Raw genomic sequence first — 12,104 nt, forward strand, 5'->3', positions numbered from 1 at the left:
GATTTGTGGCGACGTCGGGAATTCCGACAGTTTGCGAGACGCGACCAGCTTTTGGTCGTGACATGCTTAAAAACAACGATTAGGAATGACGTCCGATGAAGGTCGTGGATCCGGGACAGAGCTGAATATGAAGAATTGCATCGCCGCCTGCTTGACGCTGCTGCCCGTGTCATTTTCCGCTGCGCCGGTTCTGGCCGCTGACAAGGACAAGCAGTTCTTTCAAACGATCGAGGGGCAATGGTCTGGCCCAGGTGAAATCGTCGCCGGGAAATACAAAGGTACGAAGTTTGTCTGTGACCTCGCCGGATCAACACCGGATGAAAAAGTCGGCATGACGCTTGACGGTTCCTGCCGTGTTGGCGTGTTTTCGCAGCCTATGAAGGCCACCGTCACACGCGTTGGCTCTGCTTATTCCGGCAAATTCAATGATGGTGCCGAGGGTAAGGGCCTTGATGTCACGTCCGGCACCGTCAGCGGTAATAAGGTTGTTTTCGGCCTGAACCGCAAGCAGCTAAATGGTGCTATGTTGGCGCGGGTATCCGATCCAAACACGATGAATGTGACCGTTTCCGTTCGCGTCGACAAGGAACTGGTTCCGGTCATCGGCATGAGCCTCAAGCGCGTGGATAGTATCGCAGTCGGCAGCATCGCGAAGAACTGACCAGAATTCTATTCGTGCCACCAGCCCGCATCCGTGCGGGCTTTTTCTATCCCGGCTTGTTCGATCTCGGCATTCCAGGCAGCTACTGTCCTGCCTGCAATTTTTAGAGACGGCGCAATATCGCTCAAGGGAACAAGAACGAAAGCCCGCTCATGCATCCGCGGATGCGGAAGTTGTAGAGCTGCATCGGACATGACGACAGCGCTTCCCGCCTCGTTCTGCATGGCCAATAAATCGATATCAATGATTCTCGGGCCCCATCGCTCCAGCCTTACGCGCTTCAATAAGCGCTCCACATCAAGACAGGTTGCAATCAGCTCCAAAGGGCTCAATGAGGTCTCGATTTCAGCACACGCATTGTGAAACCACGCCTGGTCTGTCTTCCCCCATGGCGGCGTGCGGTAGACAGGCGAGACCGCCACGATATTTGTGTCGGCCCTCTCATCTAATAAGCGTAACGCTTTGCCCATAGATGCGATAGGATCATCGATATTTCCGCCAAGCCCCAGCCAGGCGCGATAATGGCTGCTTGCTTTCACTGCGGATAAACCACTGTCACTTCGACATGATCCAGCACACCCGGAACAGGTGCATTCGGCTTGCGGACCGTAATCTCTGTGCGTCTTACCTGCGGAAACCGGGCGGTCAGTGCCTTGGCCACGTCAAGAGCCAGCGTTTCGATCAGATAGCGCTGACGACCGGTGATGATGTCTTCAATGACAGCAAAGGCGATACCGTAATGCACAGTACCGTCAATATCATCATTCTCCAGCGCATTGCCCGGATCGACATCAAGAATAGCATCGACGTAAAAACGCTGACCGAGCTTGTGCTCTTCATCGAAAACGCCGTGGTGCGCAAAAAATGCGCAATTCATCATTCGGATCGTGTACACGGCTTTACTTTCTATTTTCACTGCATCTGGATTGCAGGATATCATCTGCAACGGCAAGTGCATCTCTATTAAAAGCGACATTGTGAACACGGAAGATGTCGGCACCTGCCAAACGCAGTGCGACAGACGTTGCCGCAGTTCCGATGTCTCGGTCGAGCGGATTGTCCCTGCCCGTCATGCCGCCGATAAAACGCTTACGCGATGTACCGACCAGCAATGGAAACCCAAATTTCTGCAATTCGTCAGCTCTGGCCAACAACGCAATATCCTCCTCCTTGTTCTTGCCAAAGCCAAAACCAGGATCGAGGACGATGCGGGATTTTTCAATACCCGCCGATTCCGCTATATCCAGAGAAAGATTCAGGAATGAGAACTGATCTTCAATGACGTCGGCAAGGACGCCGCGATCCCTGCTGGTATGCATGATGACCAAACCTGCACCGCTTTTTTTTGCAATTAGCGCGATTTCAGGCTCTCGTTGCAGTCCCCAAACATCGTTGACGATATGGGCTCCAGCATCGACGGCAGCCTGCGCAGTTGCAGCACGGTATGTGTCAATGGAGATGAAACAATCATACCTCTTCGCCAATGCTTCAATGACCGGGACAACACGTGCGATTTCCGTTGCTGAATCGACCGCAGTAGCTCCGGGCCGGGTTGATTCTCCACCGACATCAATGATCGTCGCTCCATCGGTGAGCATCTGACCGGCCACTGCGATCGCCGTCTCCAGATCATTGTGGTGACCACCATCGGAGAATGAGTCGGGCGTGACATTCAATATACCCATGATTACGGATTTTTCCCCCAGACGGAGGCTCCTTCCGTGAGCAACGTGCCATTCTTTCGTCATAGCGAAATGTTCCTATGCCCTTTCCCTGGGCCATTGCATCGCGGCGAGATTGAAACCAACTTCGCCTGAAGTCATTTTGTGAAGGGCGTTATAGTTCTCTTGACGATTGCATGCCATGCTTGCGGCAATAAAAAGCAAATTTCTTACTGGTTTTAGAAAGAGGTGCCAGGATATGAATTTGAGAAAAAAGGTTCTGGCTCTCAGTACAGTTATCGCCCTTGTAGCTCCACAAGCGGACGCAGCCGCGATCTTTCGCGAATTCAGCTATTATAACATAAGCGGCAAAACGGCTGCAGACCTCGACAAGGCTCTTTCCCGCAATGGACCCTTCCTAAAGAAGACTGGTCAGCATCATCCCGGCGCCGCCGAAATCCGTTTCGATGCCAAGGTACGTTATGGCCGCGCACCTGGGAAATCCTGCAAAGTGCAAGACGTTTATGTGAATGTTCACGCAAAGGTCTCTTTGCCCCGGTGGAAACAGCGCCGCAAGGCAACGCCGGAACTGGCGTTGATCTGGGATACATTGTCGCAAGACATTCGCCGCCACGAAGAAAGCCACATCGTCATTGCTCGCAGCTTCGCGAGCGAAATGGAGCGGGAAATACGCAGACTACGTAGCCGCTCAGATTGTTCTGTGCTTCGCGCTGATATCGACAAAGTGACGGCACGTCTCATGGAAGCGCACGATAGGGAGCAGCAACGGTTTGACCGGGTTGAAACGATCAATTTTGAGAACCGCTTTGCACGCTTGCTCACTTATCGCATGGAGCGCGCTCAACACGCTTCTCAATAAAGGAATGAGACTAGCGCAACTCGCGGCGCATGGCCTGCGTCATCAACGCGGCTTCGTGAAATCCTGACAGGATCAGTTTCAGCTTCCCGGGATAGTGGCAGGCATCACCTATAGCGTAGACCTTCGGACCTGACGTTCTGAAGGTCTCCGGGCTTACAGCCAGCATATTGCCCGTCTTAATTAAGGAAAGCTCGGCCAGTGGGTCGGGACGGATTACTTGTCCATTGCCGGAGAACGCACCAAGACCCGATGCAATTACCACTGCACGCGCTTTGAACTTGTCGCCATCGCGACTATTAACAGCCACGCCTTTTCCATCGTTGGTGATGCTGACTGCAATCTTATTGAAATAGAAAACCGGTTTATATCGCTCGATCTGCTTGAGAAGCCGTTCGACAAGTTCCTTGCCCATGATTTCAGGAAATCCAGGCACATCGTAAATCGGCTTATCAGCATAGAGCATTGCACACTGCCCACCGGGCCGGTCACATGCATCGATGAGATGACACCTGAAACCGAACAGTCCAAGCTGGAAAACGGAAAAGAGTGCGACAGGCCCACATCCGATAACGGCAATATCGTTCTGCAGTTCAGTACCCATCGCCTCTCCATTTCTTCGGAAATTTAGTTCTGACGTTCAGGCACCCGCACGATGAGGCCTTCAAGATCATCCGACACGCGAATCTGGCACGAGAGCCGCGAAGTGGGTCGAACTTCATAAGCAAAATCCAGCATATCCTCTTCCATCGCGTCCGGACCACCGACAGTGTCGGTCCAGTCTTCATCAACATAGACATGGCAAGTTGCGCAGGCGCAGGCACCGCCACATTCAGCATCAATACCGGGGATGCCGTTGCGAATGGCTGCTTCCATTACGCTTGACCCATTTTCGGCTTCGACCTCTGTACGTTCTGCACCATCAGCTGACACGAATACGATCTTCGTCATTTTCATTCCTTGAAACACGCAAGTTCCGCGCGATCTTCACCTCGGCGTTCATCACCGTCCTGGCAGAACAACGCAAATAAAGTCGGAATGGCAGATACGGCCTTCTGCAAATAGTTTCAACCTTGACCGCGCCCAAGCTTCTAACTGCGCCAATATGCCGTGCATCAGCCAAGATTTTGCCCGCCTGCCATACCTGACAGTTAGGCCTGTAACCGGAAAACTCTTCCTTGCCGTCAGCTCAAAGTGCATCATATGATACGAGTTGAGGAAAACTGAGAAATAACGGATAGAATCTCATTCCTAGTCAGTGCAACCATTAAATGGCAATATAAAGACTGCGCACCTTATACGAGTGTTTTTGTTAACAAACTCATGGGGCGTTGTCGGAGCAAGGAAACGGGCCAGATCGATTTCCACAACTTGCTCGCAAGGGCGGAAAGCCCAGAAATGTCGATTTTTCATGCATTGAGCAGATTTCCGTTAACCTTGTATTTAAAGTTTTAGATATCGGTAGAGGTCGCCTATTTCCTTAACAAGCCTGAGCCGATACGATGCAAGGTGGCGGAGAAGTTTTGTAACGGTCTTCTTTTGGTCCGGCCGTCGCAGTAATGAGTACGAGGTAGGCAAACAATGGCTTCCAAATCCAAGGCACAGAAGCTCGACCTTGAGGTTGAAAAGGCGCTGGAACAGGCACTCGATATCGATTTCGGTGACGATGTTGATATCGACATGGACTTGACTGCGTTTGGTGACGGCTTCTCAGTCGATGATCTGGAAGAGCAAATTTCACGCGCTGCTGAAGAGCTGGTTGCCGAACAGAAGACTAAGACGGTCGAACCGGTTGCCGTTTCCCCTGTGGAAACTGCTGCCAAAGTAGCCACCATTACGACCGCCTCCGTAATTGCAACGCCCGCAGCACCTCCGGTCCCGCCGGTTGTAAAAGCCGCTGGACCAGTATCGCAAGCGACAGCCGGCGTTCAGCACAAGTCTACCAGCGCATCCAAAGCCGCAGTGCCAACGCCTGAAACGGCCGCCAACAAGCCTGTTGCCGCCACACCAGTTGCGACCACCGCCAACGTTGCATCCCCTACCTTTGCGCCAGCTAATGACGATTCCCGCAGCGAAAAGGCAATCATAGCCGCTCCTCGCCGCGCGACCGAAAACTCGTCGAAGCTATTCTGGACCACAACGGCAATCAGCGTGCTGTGGACTGCCGGTGGCGTTGCCTTGAGCAAGGCCATCAATCCCGATGTCTTCTCGACCCTGCAGGCTACCAAGGATTTCTTCACCTCACCTGCCGGTCTCGGTGTCGTTGCTGGCGTTGCACTGCCGGTCGCTATGTTCTGGGGTTTCGCACAGCTCGTGAAACGTGCGCAGGAAATGCACACGGCAGCACGCAGCATGTCGGAAGCTGCCATGCGACTACTCCAACCGGAAGCTGTATCCGGCGACCGTGTTTCAACCCTCGGACAGGCCGTGCGTCGTGAAGTCGCCGCCATGAACGAAGGCATTGAACGCACTCTAGCGCGTGCCGTCGAACTGGAAACGCTCGTTCAGTCGGAAGTCAACCAGCTTGAACGCGCCTATAGCGATAATGAGGTGCGTATCCGTTCACTCGTCAGCGATCTTGGCAACGAACGCGAAGCTGTTGTCAGCCACGCCGAGCGCGTACGTTCATCGATCTCCGGTGCACATGAACAGCTTAAGGAAGAGCTTTCGAGTGCTTCCAATATTATCCGCGACAATGTTCTGTCTGCGTCGCAGCAGTTGAGCACCCTGCTCAGTGAATCCGGTGAGCGCCTAATTGGCAGCATCAACGAAAGCGGTGGCGCCATTGCCGAAGCCATTGAAACCCGTACGGGTGACATCGGCTCACGCATCACAACGTCGGGTGAGGCATTCGCAAATCTGCTCGATACGCGTATTGCAACGCTCGATGAACAATCGCGCACTGTATCAGATCGCCTGACAGAAGCTCTGGACGAACGCACAGCCGGTATTGCGAATCTTCTAGGCGGTGCAACGCAGTCGATGGTCAGCGAATTTGACACCCGTCTTGCCAACCTCGAAAGCACCCTTTCCGAACGTGGCCGGTCGCTTCTTTCTGAGTTCGAGGCCCGTGCGCATGCTCTCGACAGTAGCACTGAAAAACTGAATGCAGCGCTCGAAACCCGTTCGCGTCAGATCAACGAAAACCTTATCGCTCGTACGCGCGAAATTGCAGAGACCTTCTCTAGTGGTCGCACGTCTCTGAGCACGATGATCGACGAAACCAAGACGAAGATCGGCGAAGATTTGACGTCTATCGGTGAAAGCGTCGGTAATATTCTTGGTGAAAAGGCAGATGCCTTCGCAGGCAAGCTTGCTGAAAGCCGTGATGTTCTGGCTGCTTCGCTGGAAGGGGAAACAGAACGCGTTTCCTCCGTCATCCGTGGCCATGCCGATACGCTTGCTGCGCGCACGAGCGACATCGAAAATGCCGTCAACGCCAGCGCATCAGCTCTCAACTCCGTTGCCGACGCCCATGCGGCAATTCTTGAAGAGCGGACCAATACGCTGCGTCAGACGATGGAAAGCCATTCCGCATTACTTGATGCAAGCTTTGCAGACCATTCCCGCTCTCTGGAAGAGCGTGTCGTCACACTTCACGGCGTTATTGCCGGCAATCAGGCCATGCTTGCTCAACTGATGGATGAGCGCGCTGCTGCAATGCGCGATAACTTCAACGAAAACCGTGAAGTCCTTGCCCGTACCTTCGATGAACGCGTGAGTTCGCTACAGGCGCTTATCGCTGAAAATCAGGACACACTCGCACGTATTCTCGACGAACGCGCAAACAGCATGAATGAATCCATTGGTGCCAGTCGCGATGCGTTCGTCGCCGTCCTGGGTGAGCATGTACGGCAGGTGGAAGAGCGCACGAGCGGACTTCATACTGTCCTGAACGATCACAACAATGCCCTCTCCGGCATTCTGGATGGTCATGAACGTACTCTTGAAACCCGCGCCGCGGAAATCCGCTCGACTTTGAGCGACAGCACGGCATCGCTGAGCCAAACGCTGCAGGACCACAGCGACATTCTGGAACAGCGTACGACCAACCTTCATAACGCAATCGCCGACAGCAGCTCAACCATCAGTCGCGCGTTCGAGGGCCAGACCGGCATTATCGAAGAACGTACACAGACGATGGAGAAGGCACTCACCATCGGCGTCGACAATGTTCGCCGTGCGCTCGAACAAAGCGCTGGAATCGTTGCCGGCACGCTGCGCGAGAAGATCGGCGAAGCCGCAAGCACGCTTTCGGCTGAAGCGGCCAAGGCCGGTGAGGCGTTGGACGGTTTTGGCGAAGCATTCAGCGCCCGTCTGATCGACAATCTTTCGGGTACCGAAGCCCGTCTCGGCGATCGCGCCGATGCGATTGCCGGTCGTCTTGGCGAAATCGAAAGCCGCCTCACCGGCGAACTCGGCTCGATCGAAGCCCGTATCGCCAACACGGCGAGCAGAACGAGCGAAACTCTTGCCGGTCACAGCGAAGCCTTTGTCACCAGCGTTGCCGACAATCTCGCCGGCACAGAATCGAGGCTCGCAGAACGTGCTGACGCCATCGCAACCCGTCTGGGAGACATCGGTTCGCGTATCACGATGGAACTTGGTTCCGTCGAGGCACGTATTGCGCAGGTGACTGACACGACGGCTGTTACGCTGGAAGAACGTACGCGCGAACTTAATGCCGTTCTTGCTGCCCGTTCGCAGGAAATCACCAAGATCCTCAACGATACGGCGGAACCGCTGGTACAGCGACTGGCCGACAGTGGTCGCGGACTGGCGCAGCAGCTCGAAGAAGCTACCCACGCTGCAACCGACAGACTTCGTTCGGAAAATGCGGCTCTGGTCAACGCACTTGCAAGCCGCACGGCAGAAACGATTGCCGCCGTTCAGCAGGCGAAAGCCGGTCTTTCTGATAATGTCAGCGAACTTATTGATCGCCTCGCTACATCGAACGGCGAGCTCGGTAAGCTGATTGATACTGCAACGCGCAATCTCACAGATATTGATGGTCGTTTGGTCGACACAACATCAAGCTTCGTCGAGAATACTAACCGCGCCGCGCAGATGTTCCAAGCTTCTACCGGCCTGATTGATGGCAATATCGGCACGTTGCGCGCCATATCCGACAATACTCTGTCTCAGATTGCAGACATTGCCGACCGGTTTGAAGAACATGGAAAGGTTCTCTCTTCGGCTTCTGAAATGATCAACACGGCCCAGAATGGCCTTGTAAGTACGCTTGAAGACCGCCATCAGGCGCTCGACAAGCTGGCATCCGGCCTTGTCGAAAAATCCGAAGGCGTTGAAAAGCTGATGCAGTCCTTCGAAGGACTGATAACTTCTGCATTCCAGCGTGCCGAAGGCCAAACCCGTACGTCTGCCGAAAAGATGCGTGAAAGCGTATCAGAAATTGTCGAGCAGGCCGCTCAGAAATTCTCCGCTGCAACCGACGATATTCGCCGGACCGCTAGCGAGATTCGCAACGAGCTCAACACGACCCGTGGCGAACTGAAGCGCGGGGTTCTCGACATGCCTGCCGAAGCCAAGGAAACCACGACTGCGATGCGCAAGGCTGTGAGCGAGCAGATCAACGCGCTGAAGGAGCTGGCCGAAATCGTCAACAAATCCGGTCGTCTGGTCGATGTCGGCGAAAGCCGTGCAGATCGTCCGGTTTCGCGCCCAGCACCGGTCGCACCCAGCCCAGCTCCGGTTCAGGCACCGATAGCGCAGGCAGATGTTGCAATCCGCCAGCGCGCCTATGATGCGCCGAAAGTTCAGCCAGCTCCGGCAGCCACGCAGGAGGAAAAGCCCCGTGGATGGGTGTCCGATCTTCTCGCTCGCGCTTCCCGCGAGGAAGAAGAAGCAGTACAACCAAAGGCTCAGCCAACCGCGACGCCTCGTTCGCCAAGCCATGTCGTTGAATCGCTGAATTCGCTTTCGGTGGATATCGCCCGCGCTATCGACCACGAAGCTTCGGTAGAACTTTGGGACCGTTATCGTCGCGGTGAGCGTAACGTCTTTACTCGCCGTCTCTATACGCTGAAGGGTCAGCAGACCTTTGATGACATCAAGCGTAAGTACCAGACAGATGGTGAATTCCGCCGCGCCGTTGACCGCTATATGGATGACTTCCAGCGTCTGCTTGAAGATGTAGCTCGTAACGACCGTGACAACATGGTGACGCGGACTTACCTCACCTCGGACACTGGCAAGGTATACACCATGCTTGCCCACGCAAGCGGCCGCCTTCGCTAAGGTATAGACTCAAGGAAAACGCGGCCTTCGGGCCGCGTTTTTGTTCGTCTGGCAGAGAAATACAACGGTTGGTTCCGTTCAAGGAAAAAGGTCGGCGCAATTACGCCGACCTTTTTTCTTGTTCTATCTTGCCTCGGTTTAAAGCGCTGTTACCGTCCAGCTTACGATCTCGCTTGCAGTCCGTTCAAAAGCCGCATCAAGCGCCTTCACATAGGCCGCATTTGTTGTACCGCTCACAGGAATGGCCGTACGGAACACGCGGGTTGCACGAACCTCGCCGTTCTTATCGTTCATCAGCTTTACGGCCAGTTCAACCACAGCAAGCTTCGGTGAAGCATAAGCCTGGATACCGAACATGCGGAGATCAGTCAGAATCTGATAATTGATCGCCAATCCATCTCCCGGACGGCCAATTCCACCAAACACGCCAGTATTCTCATAAGCCTGAACCAGACGTGACTGCACGATGTTCGTCAGTCTGTCGCCCCATTGGGCGCCCTTCAGATATTCAATGGAGCCAGGGGTTGAACTGACGACGATATTCTCGCTATCAAGCGCCTTGAGGGCCGTTGGCGTCGGCACCAGCAATTGTGTGCTCTTGCGGCTTGGCGAAGATACGGCAGGCTGCGGTGCCGACAGATTGAAAGTGTCCAACGGTGTTGTTGTCCCACAGCCAACAAGAAGCAAGCCAAGAAGAACAGATACCGACACTGTGCGGCCAAGGGTGCGAGGTGAATTCATCTCGATCTGCATAGTTTCGGAGATCAATGACGCGTCCTTCCGTCATATTTCGGTACATTCCCCTGACCGCCAAAAATTAGGCGCTGGGGATTGCGCTCAAGATCAGTAATCGCCTGTTCTATACGCTGAATGGAACGGCGGCTGTCTACGACGACGGACTGCACATCACGTAACCCCTGTCCGGAAAACCGCTGCAGATTGTCCGCAATCGGCCCCAAACGCTTGTCGAGATTGTCAGACGTCTGTCGAATGGATTGCAAGGTTGCCTTTGCCTGTGCGACAACCCCATCCTTGTCGTCACTCGACAGGAGTTTGTCGGTCTTCGCTAGAATGGCGTCGACGCGAACGGAAGCGGCATTCAAGCGAGCCATCATGTCCTTCGCGTCAGCGACAATCTGGTTAATGTTTCCAGTATTCTGGCCAAGTTCCTGAATGATATCGGCGTTCTGCGCCAGCGCATCTGTGAAAGTCTTAGTATTTTTGATCGTATCCGTAAGCGGCCCACGAGCGTCCTTTACAAAGCCCTCCAACTGACCGATCACGGCATTAGCTCGTGCAGCAATATCCTGCGCGGTCGCAAGAAGGTTGTTAACGGCAGACGGATCAGCATCAATACGCGCTACCGTTTGTTCTTTTTCGGCTTCTGTTAGTAGGTTGGGTTCGTCGAGCCGACCGCCTTTCAATTCGATGTAGGCCTGCCCTGTCAGTCCCTGAAAGCCTAAAGTGGCTGCAGTAGAGCGGGTAATCGGCGTTGTCGCGTTAACGCGGGTTTTTACGATCACCATTTCTGGATTGGTCTCGTCGAGATGTAATGCTCGAACATCGCCAACTTTGATGCCGTTGAATAGAACCTGGCTTCCTATCGAAAGGCCAGTAACAGAACCCGGAATACGAACATCAAGCTCCAGAGAATCGCGTGCTTCCCCAAAACGGGCGATCCAGAACACAAATGCGAAAGCCAACAGGCTGACGATCAGCGTAAAGACACCTACCAGAACGTAATTGGCTTTAGTTTCCATATCTTATCCAGTCTGCAAGCGGCTACCAGGCCGCCGTCTTGTCGGCGCCGATGGATCGATCTGGCGCGCACGCTTGCCCCGAAAATAGGATTTAACCCACGGATCGTCTACCTTCAGCATGTCTTCAAGAGTGCCGCTGACAAGTACCTTCTTGTTTCCAAGAACGGCAATCCGGTCACAGATCGCAAAAAGACTATCAAGATCATGGGTAACCATGTAGACGGTTAGCCCCATCGTATCCCGAAGATTGGCAATCAGGTCGTCAAAGTCTGCAGCGCCAATCGGATCTAGACCAGAAGTCGGCTCGTCAAGAAAGAGGATGTCCGGGTCCAGAGCCAAAGCACGCGCTAGCGCGGCACGTTTGATCATGCCGCCGGAAAGTTCTGACGGAAACTTTTCCGCCGTATCAGGCTTCAAACCGACAAGGTCGATTTTCAATCGTGCCAGCTCGTCCATCAGCTTCGGTGACAGATCAAGATACTCGCGCATCGGAACCTGAATATTTTCAAGAACATTAAGTGCTGAAAACAGCGCCCCGTGCTGGAACAAGACACCCATACGCATGTCGATGGACATCTTCTCCAGCTCATTCAGCTTATCGATATTGCGACCGAGAATCTCAATCTCGCCCGACTGTTTCTTGTTAAGACCGAGAATAGTCCTCATCAACACAGATTTACCCGAGCCAGAAGGTCCGATGAAACCAAGAACCTCGCCCTGGTAAATTTCAAGCGATAGCTTGTCGAGCACGGTCTGACGGCCGAACGAAACCGTCACGTCGCGCACCGAGATCATCGGCACGGCCGTCTGGCGATTGTCGTCATCCTGCGGTTGCGACCGGTGGTCGATGCCGTTCTCCATACCCACTCTTTAACCGAGCTTGGCTT

Annotated in this window: 11 protein-coding genes; 3 read left to right on the forward strand and 8 right to left on the reverse strand. The window is 54.0% G+C overall.

The window, feature by feature from the left end; genetic code table 11:
* The first annotated feature begins 127 nt into the window (after positions 1 to 127).
* On the forward strand, positions 128 to 661 hold the full coding sequence (locus FJQ48_RS16025) for a hypothetical protein (protein ID WP_139975948.1): 534 nt from the start codon (positions 128 to 130) through the stop codon (positions 659 to 661).
* 8 nt (positions 662 to 669) lie between these two features.
* Here the strand turns inward: FJQ48_RS16025 and folK are convergent, their stop codons facing one another.
* The 3 genes from folK to folP form a co-directional block, all read right to left on the reverse strand.
* Positions 670 to 1,131 (reverse strand): 2-amino-4-hydroxy-6-hydroxymethyldihydropteridine diphosphokinase, encoded by a 462-nt coding sequence (gene folK, locus FJQ48_RS16030; RefSeq protein ID WP_139976324.1) that lies wholly within the window; start codon positions 1,129 to 1,131, stop codon positions 670 to 672.
* A gap of 65 nt (positions 1,132 to 1,196) precedes the next feature.
* Positions 1,197 to 1,556 carry a dihydroneopterin aldolase gene (gene folB, locus FJQ48_RS16035; RefSeq protein ID WP_139975949.1) on the reverse strand — a complete coding sequence of 120 codons (360 nt, stop codon included), beginning with the start codon at positions 1,554 to 1,556 and terminating at the stop codon, positions 1,197 to 1,199.
* Between the two features lie 4 nt (positions 1,557 to 1,560).
* Positions 1,561 to 2,409, reverse strand: coding sequence for a dihydropteroate synthase (gene folP, locus FJQ48_RS16040; protein WP_139975950.1), 849 nt, complete (start codon positions 2,407 to 2,409; stop codon positions 1,561 to 1,563).
* A gap of 172 nt (positions 2,410 to 2,581) precedes the next feature.
* Here folP and FJQ48_RS16045 point away from each other — a divergent pair, with 172 nt between their 5' ends.
* Entirely contained in the window at positions 2,582 to 3,202 is a 621-nt protein-coding gene (locus tag FJQ48_RS16045) for a DUF922 domain-containing protein (protein WP_139975951.1), read from the forward strand.
* A 10-nt stretch (positions 3,203 to 3,212) separates the two neighbouring features.
* Here the strand turns inward: FJQ48_RS16045 and FJQ48_RS16050 are convergent, their stop codons facing one another.
* Both FJQ48_RS16050 and FJQ48_RS16055 read right to left on the reverse strand, forming a co-directional pair.
* Positions 3,213 to 3,803: an FAD-dependent oxidoreductase gene (locus tag FJQ48_RS16050; protein ID WP_139975952.1), complete on the reverse strand. Its 591-nt coding sequence runs from the start codon at positions 3,801 to 3,803 to the stop codon at positions 3,213 to 3,215.
* Positions 3,804 to 3,826: 23 nt separating this feature from the next.
* Entirely contained in the window at positions 3,827 to 4,150 is a 324-nt protein-coding gene (locus FJQ48_RS16055) for a 2Fe-2S iron-sulfur cluster-binding protein (RefSeq protein WP_139975953.1), read from the reverse strand.
* A gap of 630 nt (positions 4,151 to 4,780) precedes the next feature.
* On the opposite strand from FJQ48_RS16055, the gene FJQ48_RS16060 reads away from it, so the two are divergent.
* Entirely contained in the window at positions 4,781 to 9,457 is a 4,677-nt protein-coding gene (locus FJQ48_RS16060) for a kinesin (RefSeq protein WP_139975954.1), read from the forward strand.
* Between the two features lie 138 nt (positions 9,458 to 9,595).
* On the opposite strand, the gene FJQ48_RS16065 is transcribed toward FJQ48_RS16060, so the two are convergent.
* Genes FJQ48_RS16065 through FJQ48_RS16075 form a run of 3 tightly spaced genes read right to left on the reverse strand, consistent with a single transcriptional unit; the run spans position 9,596 to position 12,078 of the window.
* Positions 9,596 to 10,198, reverse strand: coding sequence for an ABC-type transport auxiliary lipoprotein family protein (locus FJQ48_RS16065; RefSeq protein WP_139976325.1), 603 nt, complete (start codon positions 10,196 to 10,198; stop codon positions 9,596 to 9,598).
* A gap of 23 nt (positions 10,199 to 10,221) precedes the next feature.
* Positions 10,222 to 11,217 (reverse strand): MlaD family protein, encoded by a 996-nt coding sequence (locus FJQ48_RS16070; RefSeq protein WP_139975955.1) that lies wholly within the window; start codon positions 11,215 to 11,217, stop codon positions 10,222 to 10,224.
* A gap of 3 nt (positions 11,218 to 11,220) precedes the next feature.
* Positions 11,221 to 12,078, reverse strand: a complete 858-nt coding sequence (locus tag FJQ48_RS16075; RefSeq protein WP_139975956.1) for an ABC transporter ATP-binding protein — start codon at positions 12,076 to 12,078, stop codon at positions 11,221 to 11,223.
* Positions 12,079 to 12,104: the final 26 nt, after the last annotated feature.

Origin of the sequence: Ochrobactrum sp. CGA5 (assembly GCF_006345815.1) — a bacterium.
Taxonomy (GTDB): Bacteria; Pseudomonadota; Alphaproteobacteria; order Rhizobiales; family Rhizobiaceae; genus Brucella.

Coding starts and splice junctions, on each gene's coding strand:
- FJQ48_RS16025 (WP_139975948.1), top strand. CDS start 128: ATGAAGAATTGCATCGCCGCCTGCTTGACGCTGCTGCCCGTGTCATTT.
- folK (WP_139976324.1), bottom strand. CDS start 1,131: ATGGGCAAAGCGTTACGCTTATTAGATGAGAGGGCCGACACAAATATC.
- folP (WP_139975950.1), bottom strand. CDS start 2,409: ATGACGAAAGAATGGCACGTTGCTCACGGAAGGAGCCTCCGTCTGGGG.
- FJQ48_RS16045 (WP_139975951.1), top strand. CDS start 2,582: ATGAATTTGAGAAAAAAGGTTCTGGCTCTCAGTACAGTTATCGCCCTT.
- FJQ48_RS16050 (WP_139975952.1), bottom strand. CDS start 3,803: ATGGGTACTGAACTGCAGAACGATATTGCCGTTATCGGATGTGGGCCT.
- FJQ48_RS16055 (WP_139975953.1), bottom strand. CDS start 4,150: ATGACGAAGATCGTATTCGTGTCAGCTGATGGTGCAGAACGTACAGAG.
- FJQ48_RS16060 (WP_139975954.1), top strand. CDS start 4,781: ATGGCTTCCAAATCCAAGGCACAGAAGCTCGACCTTGAGGTTGAAAAG.
- FJQ48_RS16065 (WP_139976325.1), bottom strand. CDS start 10,198: ATGAATTCACCTCGCACCCTTGGCCGCACAGTGTCGGTATCTGTTCTT.
- FJQ48_RS16070 (WP_139975955.1), bottom strand. CDS start 11,217: ATGGAAACTAAAGCCAATTACGTTCTGGTAGGTGTCTTTACGCTGATC.
- FJQ48_RS16075 (WP_139975956.1), bottom strand. CDS start 12,078: ATGGAGAACGGCATCGACCACCGGTCGCAACCGCAGGATGACGACAAT.